Source organism: Algoriphagus sp. SE2 (assembly GCF_039563885.1).
GTDB lineage: Bacteria > Bacteroidota > Bacteroidia > Cytophagales > Cyclobacteriaceae > Algoriphagus.
Genome location: NZ_JBCLWJ010000006.1, coordinates 177,621 through 191,374, shown reverse-complemented (window position 1 = coordinate 191,374; position 13,754 = coordinate 177,621). Strand labels below are relative to the sequence as shown.

Sequence of the window (13,754 nt, the reverse complement as noted above, 5' to 3'; positions counted from 1 at the left end):
TAATAAAGGAGCAATGTTTAATAAGCTTTTTAATTTTGATAGGAAATAAATGATTGACAACTGGTTCAATTCTGACATAAATGATATTTACACTTCAAGCAATGTTGTGGTATTTATTGATGAATCTAAGGAAGCACGGTTTCTTGTAGACAGTCTGGTTAAAGGCGTCAAAGTTTTTGAAACTAAAAATGAGTTTGATGAATTAAAGGTGAAATACGAAATTGAAAAAGGAAATAAGAATGAGAACAAATATTTCATTTATACTTCAGTTTCAAGAGGAAATTTAAAATTCATCCGTGAATACTGTGAGACGAACGGTTGCGTAGAAATAAAGTACCTAGATCATTATCTAAAAAAGAAAGTAGCCCAGCATCTTAATTTAAATATCAATCTCCCCAAGGAAGAGCTTATCTCTGCTGCCAAAGTGAGTGTGGGAAAGGGAAAAACCTATTGGATGGATTTGAGTCATAAGGGGGCCACTGAGATATTTGATTTAGAAAAAGAGTTACTGCCCTTTTTGGATAACCCGAAAAACTACCTGAAGAAATTTGATAATTCAACTCAAGAAATATTCTTTAAAAAAGTCAATGAATTAATCGATCAAGAATACTTAGAAAAGCCTGCCAACACTTTGGCTACTGAAGTAGTAAAAAGTCTATTGGATGGCTTATTTAATAACAATCCCCATCCTACCCTTTTAAATATATATCACAATTGGTTGGATAGTCTTAGCTATAAGAAGTCTTTTCAAGGATATTTATCGAAATACAAGCTTTCACAAAAGTCAAAAATTTTTGAAATTCATCCATCTCATCCATTTCAAAAAATTGATGAGCAATGGTTAAAGGTTATTGGGGAAAATATAACCAATGAGCAATTTATATCCTCCATTATTCCCAAGATCAATCAGAGAATAGCTGATAAGTCAGCTCAAAATTTAGAAATTACTTTCTGGTCTGATGTTAAAACTCTTCTTGAATTTGATGCTAAGGATATCAATCAATTAAGCTCCTTTAAAGAAGTTGTTGAGTTCTATACAAGACATTTCTATAAAGTAGATAGAGCAATAAGACGGTTATACAGTTCATTTTTGCATCAAAAAAATATTATTGAACCAATACAGGAATACTATAAGAGCTTGACTGTTGTTTTTTTAGATAAATGGTTCAAATACATTGATGCATATAGTTCAAATCAAACAGGTACTATTCAGAAAATTCTAGATCAAAATGAGGGGAATATTGCTATTATAGTTGGTGATGGTGTTTCATGGGAGTTTGCAAAAGACATACTCGATGCTTTTGATATGTCTCAATATAGCTTTGAAAAAAATATCATGTTGGCTGGGCTACCATCAGAAACAGAACATAACATGAGTCAATTATACGTTGATTCAGGTTTGGTCCTTGGAAGCAAAAAAGAACGGGAGGAATATCTAGTAGTTAAAAATCCTAATAAAGAAATCGCATTTACAGATTTAGAGAAAGTAAATGAGTCTACATCTGTAATAGATTGCTTAATCTGTAGTTGTAAAGATCCTGACAAACTTGGAGAATCTTACCAGCAAAGTGCCTTAAAGTACTTTTTAAGTACTGCAAAAATATATGCTGATAAGATTAATCAGTTACTCCGAAATGGTTTTAAGAGTGTCTATCTAGTAACTGATCACGGTTACACCCTTACAGGTATCCTTGAAAATTCCGATAAAATAGATGTGAATTTTTCTGGTGTTGTGAGTAAGAGCGAAAGATTTATTAGAACAAAAAGTCCTCAAGATTACAATAATGACCTGTTAATAGAAAGAGAAATAGAATACAAAGAATTCAAGTACTGCTATTTTGCTAAGAGGTTAGGACCATTTAAATCTCCAGGAGTATATGGATTCAGTCATGGAGGTTTGTCTCCACAAGAAACCCTGATTCCATCCTTTAAATGGTCAAATAATAAGATAGGCCAAGATTTATTGAACGTTCGTATTACCAATAAATCAGATTTACTTAATGTTACTGGGGAGTTATTTTCTCTAAAATTGATAGGAGAAACAGAAGGGTCAGGTTTGTTTTCTATGGAAAGGAAGGTGGTTGTTCTCTTTTTTTCAGATGGCAAAAAATTCAATGAAAGCGATATTTTGACTATTGAAAAGGGAAAAGAAGTAAAAAAAGAATACCAATTCAATAAACACTCAACTATTTCCGTGGTGATAGTAGATGCAATAACCAAAAGCCAATTGGACAAGGCTACTATTACCCAAAATTCAGCAAGAGACCTAGGTGGTCTTTTATAAAAAATAGGATATGATTATTCTGGATAAGCTAGATAATAAATTACTAGATGCCTTTAGAGGATTTGTGGTTAAAAAGGACTTAGTAAGACTTGTGAAAGTTGGAGCCAATGTTCCAGTATTCGTGCTTGAATATTTAATAGCTAATTCATGCTCTACTGATGATGAAGAGAAGATCAAGCAAGGAATGGCAAATGTAAAGAAAGTCCTTTCTGAGCATTATGTAAATCCTGAGGAAAGTGACCTGATTCAATCCAAAATTAGAGAAAGAGGAACTTATAAAATCATAGATAAAATCTCAGTTAAGCTTGATACTACAAAAGATGTCTACTGGGCACAATTACAAAATAGCAACATAAAAAACGGGGTAATTTCTGATGCTATGGTTAGTGCTCATGACAAAATGCTGATGGGGGGAATCTGGGCAATTATTGATATTGAATACGATGCCTTCTCTAAAGATGGGAACAAAGGGACACCTTTTATCATACAAGACATTAAACCTATTCAACTTTCTTCATTTGATAACACTAAGCTAATTGATAAGCGCAAAGAGTTCACCAAGGAAGAATGGTTAAATGTGCTTCTCAGAAGTTGTGGGTACGAACCAGAATCTCCTGGAATGACAGAGAGGGTGAAAATGCTTCTGCTTTCGAGACTAATACCCATGGTAGAGTCAAATTTCAATTTTGTTGAATTAGGCCCCAGGTCAACAGGAAAATCATTTGTTTTTAAAGAACTCACTCCCTATGCAGTTTTGGTTTCAGGAGGTCAAGGAACAGTAGCCAAGTTGTTTGTACATGGCAGCACTGGTAAAGTTGGTGCTGTGGGTCAATGGGATGCAATTTGCTTTGATGAGGCTACTGATAAAATATTTAAAGAAAGAGATGCGGTGCCATTGATGAAGGATTACATGGAATCTGGTTCCTTTTCTAGAGCAGGATCTGGAGGAGAAATCACAGGTGTAGCTTCTATTATTTTAAATGGAAATATCAACCAACCCATTGAAACAGTGCTTCAAACTAGTCACTTATTTAGTGCGCTATCAGATGAAGTAAACAACGATACTGCTTTTTTAGATCGTATTCATTTCTACTTGCCAGGATGGGAGATGATTAAATTTTCTCCTGAAAACTTTACTAGTAATTTTGGTTTTAGTACAGATTACTTTTCAGAGTGCCTTAAATCATTCAGGAAGGTGACTTTTACAGATGTGATTGAGGAGTATTTTACTCTTGGGTCACATTTGAAGCAAAGGGACACAAAGCCTGTTAAAAAGACTGTCTCGGGCTTGATTAAATTAATGCATCCAGATGGGAATTTCACCAAAGAAGATGTACGTGAATATCTAGAACTTGCCATTGAGATGCGCAGAAGAGTCAAGGAGCAGTTGAAGCGAATAGGAGGTATGGAGTTCTGGGATACAAACTTCTCCTATATTGACAAAGAAACTCAAGAAGAACACTATATAGGCTTGCCAGAAGAAAAGGGGTCTCATCTAATTGAAAACACACCACTACAACCTGGTATTTGCTATACAAGTACAAGCGATGGTGAAAACCTAGCTTTGGTAAGAATAGAAGCTGTCATTACCTCTGGTTCTGGAAAGCTTAATATTTCAGGAGTTAGTAACACTGAGGTAAAAGAAAATATCAAGAATACTTTCCAGTATATCAAGGCAAATGAAAAGTCCATTCTAAATGAGCAACATTCTCTTAAGAACTTTGATGTAACCATTCAGGTCACCAATATGCTTGGTGCTTCAATTTCATCTGGAATAGGCTCTGCTGTTTATATGGGAATTATTTCAGCTATTTATAAAAAGAATTTAAAACCTGGATTGGCTGTTCTTGGCAATTTATCCGTAGGAGGAGCAGTAGAACGAGCAATAAATTTTGCTGATAAAGTCACTATGCTTTCTGAAAATGGGGCTAAAACTGTTATTGTCCCAATGGATAATTTAAGTGAGTTGACCAATGTCCCTGCCTCAGTTCTTGGTAATACAGATGTCCCATTTTATTCTAATAACCAAATGCTGATGCAAAAAGGGATTTTAGTGGATTAAAAGGATTCTAAAAATTATCAGTAACCTTAAAGTGAAGAATTATGGGTACCCAAACTATGAGTATAAACCCAGTTGATTTGAAATCTAACTTTAGGTTCTAAGTTAGATTTCATTTGTGGAGGTCAAGATTATAAATAAAAATGTCGAGAATAGAACAACTAAATAGGAACCCATTTCTTTCACTTCACGATTTATCTATTTTTTATGATTTTAAATTTGACCCAATAAAAGAATATATTAGTTATTCTAATAATCATATTTTAAAAGTTGAAGAAAAGGTCAGGAGAAAAATAATAAAGTGGGATCATGAGAATAGCTCTGACCCTGAAATTCCAGATGGATATGATGTTTATCAAAATGAAATAAATACCATAAGAGAATTTAGACCAATTTTGTATAATTCAATGTTTCTCACAATTTATAGTCTGTTTGAAAATGAATTTATAGCGCTTTGCGAATATGCTGCTAAAATCCAAGATTCTTCCCTTCACCCTAAAGATTTATCTGGCAAAAACTACATAGACCAATGTCGAAGGTATATTGTTAAGGTACTGGAAGTTAACCTTGATAAACTTAATACTGAATGGGAGGATATTACTAAATTTCAAACATTGAGAAACTCTTTCGCGCATAAAAATGGAATTCTAAAAGACAAGAGTGCTAAATACGTAGCGTTCATTAACAGGACAAAAGGACTTTCATTAGATGAAAAGACTTTTAAAATCAAGATTAAAAATTATGAATTTTTAATTTCTGTTATAAACAAACTTGTGAGATTTTTAAATTCTGCTATTGATAAAATAGTTGAACAAAAGGGCTGAAATAAATTAAATTTGGTAATTTTCAATAAATAGATACTGATTAGTAAAGAAACTAAACCTATCAGCTACCTCCTAGGGGAGAAATGGGAATGGCAGCAGAAGACTAAATTTTGAAAATGCATCACTTTAACCTACAAAGCTCGCTATTTCTATTCATTTTGAGTTTAAATTTTTCAATTGTAATTCAGGATTATTCGAAATTTAAAAGAGAGCTGGATTCTATTTATTTTCAAATTGAGGACAGCCTTCTAGAGGAGGGGGAGTTGGATTATTTGCAAAATGAAACAGAGAGTTTATTAGATGATTTGGAGGGATTTCTAAAAGATAATGATGACTTGGCAATTTTGGAGAGATCAAAGCTTGTAGACCTCCAAGAGGAAATAGAAGTTTTAACTGGATTCTTCTACGTTATTGATAAAAATAATGGGCAAATAGAGGGGAAAGATTTCTATAAGATAATCGAAAAGATTGGGGGCGAATTGATCTCCACTTCTACCAATAGTGAATGTGCCAACTTACTCGAAGTCGAAATTGGGGATTATAAGGCACTTTTTTTCGAAAATCATGCAAAATCCACCAGCTACAATGTATCCTATGAATTTGTGGATAAGAGGTATAATTTATCATCAATCAGTGGTGAAATGGGTCTAATCAGAAGAAATGTCCGTCACATATCCAATTCCAGAGATAATGAAAATTTTGATGTCCTGAGATTTAAGAGTATTTCATGTGTGGAAATAGATTATCCATTTTAGTGATTTTTTTCTCTGGGAGAGAATTGACTTCGGTAGTGGATTTCAAATTTTAGATGTAAGATAGTATGATGCTCATCATGAGGTATAAAATCGAGTCAATAAAATGAATTCACAAAGAGATCCTATTTTTGAAATTGTTGATGGAAGACTTGTTAGAATTGATGAGATTCAAGATGATTTGAGCTACATCGAAGAACTTCGGTACTTAAACGAACATGGGCCTAACCCCACCACTGTAAGAAAAATTAATTTCAATCAAAAAAAGTTGAAGAATCAGCTGAGTATTCTTAAAGAGGTATTGGATATAAAGTATGAGCAGATTAGAAGAAACCGTCTTTTTTTTAAGACTATTGAAGGCATTATTGCAGAAAAAAGGAACGAAATTCCATATCATGAAGATGAACTGAAATTTTTTTCAACTAAACTAGAAGGGTATGGAATCATAAAACTAAATGACATCATTGGGCACAGTGGCTACGATTTTTGGAAAGACTGTGAGCATGATACTGGTAAACCATTGATTGATAGATTTAATGATTTTATGCAGTGGTTGATTTTAGAGTTTGATATTCCAAAGTCATGAAAAGAATTTTAGCTTTTGCAATTCAAAACTTTGAAAAGGTAAAAGGGTATCCTGATGGAATCAATATGAAGCTGATGGAAGATTTTTTCTTTGAAGTTAAATTCAATACTCCAACATATACGTTACATATTCGAGATATTAAAATTGATTGTTACGAGCTTAAAGGTCCCAAAACTATTCTAACCACTAAGGACGAGGAGCTAATTATCGAAAAAATGAAGCGGATGCTATTGGACGAGAATTCATTCAAAAGAGAGATGATTAGGCATCTTGATGATTTTGAGCCAATTCAATTTGGAATGAAATAGTTGATTTTTCGCCTATTAAATTACAATTATGACTAAAAAGAACGAAATATTTTTTGACTTTGAAAGTGTAGGAAGACATGTGATTTTGCAGGAGGGTCAGTACTTGTCAAATTACAGCGCTGACAAATTGGATTTCTCGAAAGGACTTCCAAAGGGAATTTTTAATAAAAAGTATCCTGGTACTGGAGCTACTTATTGTGAGTTCAAGGCACCTAGGCCTTCAATTGTGGTTTTACCTTTTCGGAAATTAGCATGGGAAAAATCTCAGAGCTATAGTGCATATTATGTAGGTACTCTTCCAAATAATAAATCAAGAGAACCATCAGAAATTAAAGATTGGTACAGAAAAAATAAGTCCAAAAACCCAAAATTTTCTGTGGTAGCTGACAGTATAGGTAAACTAGTAAAAGCACTTCAAGATGAGGGAGTAGACCCCTATAAAAATTTCTTTCTGGTACTTGATGAGGTAGAATTACTTCAGATGCAATCAGGGTTTAGGAAAGTACTACCACTCTGCTTTGACTACTTTAAAAAATTTGAACAGAAGTGCCTAGTCTCAGCGACTCTTTTGAATTTCTCTGATAAAGAGATTGATAGCCTTCAAAAATATACCCTAGAAGTTTATACGGAGAAAAGAGATGAATTGGGTATTCCAGAGACTCGAGAAAAAGAGCCTCTTCAAATAAGAAATTTCTCAAAAAATCCTCATTGGGCAATAGCAAATCAAATTGTGGAATTCTTTTCGAAAGAATCAAAAGGTCATAAGGTTAAAAAATTTTTTATTGGGTTGAATTTTTTACAAGGGATCACAGAAATGGTTGAAATTTTTGAAGCGGCTAGTCTTGAGGATAAAGTTTCTGTCCATGTAAGCTCTGATAGTAAGGAGGCTTATTTTCGGAAATACAATAAGAAAGAAATAGTAAAAGGGATTCTACCAACTGAAATAAATTTAACTACCTGTATTAATTTCAGCGCTATTGATATTAATGAAGACGTGCATGCAGTGGCTATTTCCACAGAAATGATGATTCATCATTCATTCAGTTTCGAAAACCTTGTACAATTCTTTGGCAGGTCCAGAGTGAAACAAAAAAGTACAAACACCTTCGCCCTTGCTCCAGGAAAGAAATTGGATTATAAGAAGCCATCAGTTTCCATGAAAAAGAGAAAGTCAGATTTAAATGGGCTTTTAAAATTTGTAAATAAAAAAATTAGAGACGATAAAGATTGTTTCGAAATAAAAAGCACTTTGACTGAAACCAAAACAGGTCTGATCTACAAAAATATTGATGGTAATCCTGCTGTCAATTGGCTTTTAGAGGACTTGGAGAAATACGATCAGGTAAAGGTTGGCGATTATGATAAAAAAGCTAGAAGCCTGAAGAAAAAGCTCGAGAAAAGATTTGAAGTGGAAAATCAAGATCATCTCAAATATAAACTTACTTTTTTTCCAGAAACAAAGAACCAGGATGAAAAAGATGCTGATACTTTAGAAAAGTTTTTAGATAATCTCGATGAACACTATGAGTCCATCATGCTTGTGAATAGGTTCTTAAATCCAGACAAACTTCAGAGTATTAGAGTAGCTGCTTACTGGTATTTGTTTGGCCGCAGTTTTGGGTTGACTGAACAGGATTCATTAGTTTTAGCCAAAGGATACTCAGAAGTGACCAAACCCTTTGAATCATCAGCTATAATTGTAGAGATTCTGAGATTTTATATTAGGTATAGGAAGTTATACCAGGATCTCACTAATTCTGTATCAAAAAAGCAAAGTACACAGAGAAATGTAACCTCTGCTCAAGTGGTAAATTCAATCGAAGAATTGCCTAATTATAAATTTCATTTTCCTCACCTTTTCGAATTACAAAACACTGGAGTTGGTGGCGCCATAATTCTCAAGTACTTTCTTGGAATACGAAGTACAGGATCAACAAAATTGAGGTTTTCTTTAAAAGACACCAATTGGGAAAAACCACAGATGGTGAAGAAATTTCCATCTTTAGAGAAAGAGTTTAACAAAATATCCAGCATTCCTAAAGGTGAGGGTATTACCCCCTTTAAATACGATCCACAAAACTTGATTGATACAGAGTTTAAAGCTTAATCACTCATGTTTAGAGGGGGGTACGGACTTTTTATAAGTTAGATTTGAACCCCCTCCAAAAAATTTTTTTTATAAAATTTTTTCAAATTCTTCATCTATAAATACACGATAACAACATTAAGTCACTACCCGCCTTGCGCTTTGAATTGGGTTAGTACCCCCTTATCAAAATCACGAATCATTTTTGGATTTTAGATGACATTTCCAAAAATAAGTTCAAGTGTAGAGGAGGTCTTTTACCTGGTTTTGAGCAGTCTGAGTGGGCTGCTTTTTGTGTTTCACATAACTATATTATCACACTTATGGAGAATTTTGAGTTTAGAAAGGCCGCTCGAAAGAAGGCCAAAATTAAGATTGGGTTGCAAGGCCCAAGTGGTTCAGGAAAGACCACGAGTGCATTACTTCTTGCCTATGGATTGGTAGGGGATTGGACAAAAATAGCGGTCATAGATAGTGAGAATGGATCAGCTGATTTATACTCTCATCTAGGAGAATTCAATGTAATGGGCATAGCAGCTCCGTATTCACCAGAGAAGTACATAGAGGCTATTAGGATATGTCATTCTCAAGGAATGGAGGTCATTATCATTGACAGCATTAGCCATGAATGGGAGGGAGATGGAGGGATTTTAGACATCCATGGAAACATGCCTGGGAATAGTTTTGCCAATTGGTCTAAAGTTACGCCTAGACATAATTCCTTCGTTAATGCCATGTTACATACCCCTGTGCATATCATTGCTACAATCAGGTCTAAACAGGACTATGTAATCAGTGAGAAGAATGGAAAAGCTACTCCTGAGAAAGTTGGATTAAAGGGTGTCACTAGAGATGGAATGGACTACGAATTCACTGTAGCTTTTGACATTGATATCAGACATCATGCAAGGCCATCTAAAGATAGAACAGGTCTATTTGCTTCCAGACATGACTTAGTAATTGATCATGAATTGGGTAAGGAAATAAGAGAGTGGTGCGAACGTGATGAAATTAGATTACCTGATGAGAAAATGGATTTGGTACGAGCTATCAATAACTGTAAATCTATAGATCAGCTTCGTGAATTGTATGAGAATTCTGAAAATTTGAATCAAGAGCTTGTCTCTCAATTCAGTAGAAAGAAAAATGAATTATTTGAATTTAAATCATTCGAATCAAATGGAAAATTTACTGGATAGACCCTTAGTCCTAAATTCAAATCATGTGGCTAAGTCTGGAAGTTCATTTCTTCAGGCAAACACCGTTGAAATAGAGCTAGATGAGATTAGAGATAAGCATATCATTCCTGTCTTTTTAAAGGATAATGAACCAGCTATCTCACAAGTTGAATTTGTGGAGGCTGTTTCTGAAGCATTAAATGATGCGTTATCCCTAGATAATAGGTTTGATTTAGCTGTTCGTACTTCCCACCCAATCAAAGGAAGGATCTATGAAGCAAGGCAAAAAAAAGCTAGTGAGTTATTGCCTGGTGAAAAGACAATTTACTATGAGAGAATGGCTTTTATTTTAACTGTGCCTTCTATGACCAAGGAAATCAATGGTCAATTACTCCAACTCACTGTAGGTGGTGTGAAGGCATACAACTTGGACAATATGAATTCTAATAAAGGCGGTTATGAGCACTTTAAAATTTTCATAGGATTCAAGAATACGGTATGCACCAATCTCTGTGTCTCAACGGATGGAATTTGTTTAGATCTGAAGGTTAAATCTCTGCAGGAGTTGTATGCAAGGGCATATGAGTTGTTCTGCTCATTCCAGCCTGAGATTCAGATAAATAATTTGAGTCAGTTACCAGAGTATGAGCTGTCAGAGGCTCAATTTGCAAAGCTTCTGGGGAAAGCTCGTTTGTATCAGTATTTGCCAAAGGATGAGAAAGCTCAGATACCTGAATTACTTATCAGTGATACTCAGATTTCCAGGATTGCTGAGGCATATTATACAGATGATTATTTCTCTCGTCATAAATCTGGTAGTATTGATTTGTGGAGGGTTTACAACCTCTTTACAGGAGCAGTAAAAAGCTCTTATATCGATAAATTCCTTGAGAGGGAGCTGAATGCTTATGAATTTGCCCTCCAACTACAAAAAGCCTTAGAAGGGCCTCCAGAAGAATTCTGGTATTTAAATTAATTCAAATCCTACCCTTAGTTGGGTAGGTTTTTTCATTTTAAACCAAATTTCTATGAAACAACTAATTTCTGAAATAGAAGTGTCGTACAAGCCATCTAATCATGTGAGGAATTTAAATCCTATTAAATCTTCTAATTATGCTTATGACTTCATAAAAGATTTATTCAATCCTGAATTAATCCGTGCTAGAGAGGAGTTCATTATTTTATATTTAGATAACTCAGGTAGAGTTTTAGGCTATTATAAAGCTTTTATAGGGGGCGTATCAAGCGTTACTTGTGATTTGAAGATAATCTTTGGTGTGGCGCTAAAAAGCCTTTCTTCAGCCATAATTCTAAGTCATAATCATCCTTCAGGAAATTTAACTCCTTCGATGGTAGATTTAAAATTGACTAAGAGGGTAAATGAAGCAGCTAAGCTTTTAGATTTAAAACTACTTGACCATTTGATTATTAGTGATGAAGGGTACTGCAGTTTAGCAGATAAAAATCTTTTGAATGACTCATAAGAATTAAGTAACTTATCTCATGCTAGAAAGTCTAGCTTTTAATTCCAAACAAGGTTAGGCCACTGAATAGCCACCAGAGTTTAAATGAACATAAAAAAACCCTCATAGAATTGAATCTACAAGGGTTTTTAAGCTTTAATGCAGAGGAGGAGGGATTCGAACCCCCGGTACCTCGCGGTACAACGGTTTTCAAGACCGCCGCATTCGACCACTCTGCCACTCCTCTAGGTCTGGATCAGGTTTATTCCCTGATTTGGTTTGCAAAGGTATTATAATTGGCAAATTTTGCAAAGCCCCAAACACGATTTTATTCTAAGGTCCTGATTATTTTGAGATTAATTTTTTATAGACTCCCTAAGCTGCCTTTTTCTTGCCAATCCAAAGATCTACTTCTTCCTCTAAAAGGTTTAAGGGAAGTGCGCCTTGGCTCAAAACCAGATCATGAAATTCTTTCAAATCGAATTTGTCTCCCAATTCTATTTCGGCCTTTTGACGCAGTTCTTTGATTTTCAACATCCCGATTTTATATCCGGTTGCTTGTCCGGGCATCACCATATATCTTCTTACTTCCGAACGGATTGCCCCATCCGAAATGGAAGAATTTTCTCTGAAATAAGCTATCGCTTGTTCTTCGGTCCAGCCTTTAGAATGTAACCCTGTATCTGTAACCAAACGGATTGCCCTCCAGATTTCATTGACCAATCTCCCAAAATCGTAATATGGATTTTTGTACTGACCCATTTCTTTGGCCAATTCCTCTGAGTATAAGGCCCAACCCTCAACATAGGCATTGAAGAAAAACTGAGTTCTAAATTTTGGAATATCTTCCAGTTCCTGTTGAATTGAAATCTGCATATGATGACCAGGAATTCCTTCATGGTAAGCAACACCCTCCATTGTAGATTTGGGCATGGCGGTCATATCCGATAAGTGAACATAATAGGTACCAGGTCGACTTCCATCCGGAGTCCCCTGCGAATAATGTTGTGGGGCTCCATCTTGTTCCCGGAATGGTTCCACCCTTTTTACAACCAATTTGGCTTTCGGAAGAATTCCAAAATATTCAGGCAGTTTTTGAGTTATGGTGTCCAAGAAGGCAGATGATTCGTCCAGATACGCTTGACGGCCTTCATCTGTATTTGGAAAAAAGAATTGTGGATCACTGTTGATGAATTGAAAGAAATCTTTTAAATCCCCTTCGAAACCTACCTTTTCTTTGATAGCCAACATCTCACTTTGGATTCTTTCTACTTCTTTCAATCCAATCTCATGGATTTCTGAAGCAGTCATATCTGTGGTTGTGGCTTGATTTAGCAGGAATTTGTAAAATGCTTCTCCGTCATGATGTCTGGAAAGTCCTGTTGGGGTTTCTTCAAGGGTCGGCAATTCTTCTTTTAACCAAGCAACTAAATCTGTATAAGCTGGTTTGAAGTTGTTGATAAGTGATTCCTTGGCCTCCTCTTTAAGCTTTTCGGCTTGATCTGCTGTGATATCCCCATCGTTTTCAAGCTTTTCAATTTTGGTTAAAGCATCATTCCACAGTGGTGAATTGTTTTCCGAAGCATCAAATGGTTTCCCACTTATTAAAGCCTCAGATTGCTCAATGACATATTCATAAGCAAATTTTGGTGGCTTATATCCAGCCTTAGTTTGCTCTTTTGCTCGATCTAAAAGCTGACGGATGGCTCTTCCCAATTCAGAATAACGAGAAATCAAAGCCTCCATATCTGACAGCGAATCCACTTTATGGTAATTAATCAAAATATTTGGAAGATTTGTATGCATTCCTGTCATCTGATTAAAGAGATAACCTGATTTTCGGAAGTCATAAGATTTCTTCGCCTGTTCATATTGGTATTCCCAAAGCTTCCATGATAAAGTTGCTTCGTGATCTATCTGATCCATTGCAAATTTTTCTTTCATTTCCCGGACACTTTCCTCCATCCAATCGAGGATTTTCTTTTCAGCCTCCTCACTCATATCATCAATTTCACTGTAATGATCCTTTCTTCCTTGTGCTGTCAACTGAAGGGGACTCATTTGGAGGAGTTCCTCATATTCTTCATCAAACCAGGCATTTATTTCCTGAGTTTGGTCTTGTGAACTTTCTTGATTTGCGCAGCCTGCCAAAACCCCAATAGCTAGGGGAAGGAATAGGAAGTAATAAAATTTTGTGATTTTCAATTGCATAAG

General features: G+C 35.1%; 11 protein-coding genes and 1 tRNA gene. 10 read left to right on the top strand and 2 right to left on the bottom strand.

Annotation, left to right across the window (positions count from 1 at the left end; translation table 11 throughout):
• Positions 1-49: 49 nt before the first annotated feature.
• The 10 genes from AAGF08_RS09705 to AAGF08_RS09660 all read left to right on the top strand — a co-directional run bounded on the left by AAGF08_RS09705 (position 50) and on the right by AAGF08_RS09660 (position 11,561).
• Positions 50-2,284: a hypothetical protein gene (locus tag AAGF08_RS09705; protein ID WP_343510958.1), complete on the top strand. Its 2,235-nt coding sequence runs from the start codon at positions 50-52 to the stop codon at positions 2,282-2,284.
• 10 nt (positions 2,285-2,294) lie between these two features.
• The gene (brxL, locus tag AAGF08_RS09700) at positions 2,295-4,346 is read left to right on the top strand and encodes a protease Lon-related BREX system protein BrxL (protein WP_343510957.1); all 2,052 of its coding nucleotides are present in this window, start codon (positions 2,295-2,297) and stop codon (positions 4,344-4,346) included.
• 140 nt (positions 4,347-4,486) lie between these two features.
• The gene (locus AAGF08_RS09695) at positions 4,487-5,167 is read left to right on the top strand and encodes a hypothetical protein (protein WP_343510956.1); all 681 of its coding nucleotides are present in this window, start codon (positions 4,487-4,489) and stop codon (positions 5,165-5,167) included.
• Positions 5,168-5,283: 116 nt separating this feature from the next.
• Positions 5,284-5,922 carry a hypothetical protein gene (locus AAGF08_RS09690; RefSeq protein WP_343510955.1) on the top strand — a complete coding sequence of 213 codons (639 nt, stop codon included), beginning with the start codon at positions 5,284-5,286 and terminating at the stop codon, positions 5,920-5,922.
• Between the two features lie 103 nt (positions 5,923-6,025).
• Positions 6,026-6,505: a hypothetical protein gene (locus AAGF08_RS09685; RefSeq protein WP_343510954.1), complete on the top strand. Its 480-nt coding sequence runs from the start codon at positions 6,026-6,028 to the stop codon at positions 6,503-6,505.
• Positions 6,502-6,813, top strand: coding sequence for a hypothetical protein (locus AAGF08_RS09680; protein WP_343510953.1), 312 nt, complete (start codon positions 6,502-6,504; stop codon positions 6,811-6,813). Before AAGF08_RS09685 ends, AAGF08_RS09680 begins: the two co-directional genes overlap by 4 nt.
• Before the next feature lie 28 nt (positions 6,814-6,841).
• Entirely contained in the window at positions 6,842-8,920 is a 2,079-nt protein-coding gene (locus AAGF08_RS09675) for a hypothetical protein (RefSeq protein WP_343510952.1), read from the top strand.
• 302 nt (positions 8,921-9,222) lie between these two features.
• Entirely contained in the window at positions 9,223-10,098 is an 876-nt protein-coding gene (locus AAGF08_RS09670; protein ID WP_343510951.1) for an AAA family ATPase, read from the top strand.
• Positions 10,079-11,053: a DUF3871 family protein gene (locus tag AAGF08_RS09665; protein ID WP_343510950.1), complete on the top strand. Its 975-nt coding sequence runs from the start codon at positions 10,079-10,081 to the stop codon at positions 11,051-11,053. The genes AAGF08_RS09670 and AAGF08_RS09665 overlap by 20 nt, the downstream gene beginning before the upstream one ends.
• 52 nt (positions 11,054-11,105) lie before the next feature.
• The gene (locus AAGF08_RS09660) at positions 11,106-11,561 is read left to right on the top strand and encodes a JAB domain-containing protein (RefSeq protein WP_343510949.1); all 456 of its coding nucleotides are present in this window, start codon (positions 11,106-11,108) and stop codon (positions 11,559-11,561) included.
• A gap of 141 nt (positions 11,562-11,702) precedes the next feature.
• Here AAGF08_RS09660 and AAGF08_RS09655 read toward each other — a convergent pair.
• Together AAGF08_RS09655 and AAGF08_RS09650 are read right to left on the bottom strand one after the other, a co-directional pair.
• A tRNA-Ser gene (locus AAGF08_RS09655) sits at positions 11,703-11,787 on the bottom strand.
• A gap of 128 nt (positions 11,788-11,915) precedes the next feature.
• Positions 11,916-13,751, bottom strand: coding sequence for a DUF885 domain-containing protein (locus AAGF08_RS09650; RefSeq protein WP_343510948.1), 1,836 nt, complete (start codon positions 13,749-13,751; stop codon positions 11,916-11,918).
• Positions 13,752-13,754: the final 3 nt, after the last annotated feature.

Excerpts from the sequence above, each read along its gene's own strand:
- AAGF08_RS09705 (WP_343510958.1), top strand. The coding sequence starts at position 50 with ATGATTGACAACTGGTTCAATTCTGACATAAATGATATTTACACTTCA.
- brxL (WP_343510957.1), top strand. The coding sequence starts at position 2,295 with ATGATTATTCTGGATAAGCTAGATAATAAATTACTAGATGCCTTTAGA.
- AAGF08_RS09695 (WP_343510956.1), top strand. The coding sequence starts at position 4,487 with ATGTCGAGAATAGAACAACTAAATAGGAACCCATTTCTTTCACTTCAC.
- AAGF08_RS09690 (WP_343510955.1), top strand. The coding sequence starts at position 5,284 with ATGCATCACTTTAACCTACAAAGCTCGCTATTTCTATTCATTTTGAGT.
- AAGF08_RS09685 (WP_343510954.1), top strand. The coding sequence starts at position 6,026 with ATGAATTCACAAAGAGATCCTATTTTTGAAATTGTTGATGGAAGACTT.
- AAGF08_RS09680 (WP_343510953.1), top strand. The coding sequence starts at position 6,502 with ATGAAAAGAATTTTAGCTTTTGCAATTCAAAACTTTGAAAAGGTAAAA.
- AAGF08_RS09675 (WP_343510952.1), top strand. The coding sequence starts at position 6,842 with ATGACTAAAAAGAACGAAATATTTTTTGACTTTGAAAGTGTAGGAAGA.
- AAGF08_RS09670 (WP_343510951.1), top strand. The coding sequence starts at position 9,223 with ATGGAGAATTTTGAGTTTAGAAAGGCCGCTCGAAAGAAGGCCAAAATT.
- AAGF08_RS09665 (WP_343510950.1), top strand. The coding sequence starts at position 10,079 with ATGGAAAATTTACTGGATAGACCCTTAGTCCTAAATTCAAATCATGTG.
- AAGF08_RS09660 (WP_343510949.1), top strand. The coding sequence starts at position 11,106 with ATGAAACAACTAATTTCTGAAATAGAAGTGTCGTACAAGCCATCTAAT.
- AAGF08_RS09650 (WP_343510948.1), bottom strand. The coding sequence starts at position 13,751 with ATGCAATTGAAAATCACAAAATTTTATTACTTCCTATTCCTTCCCCTA.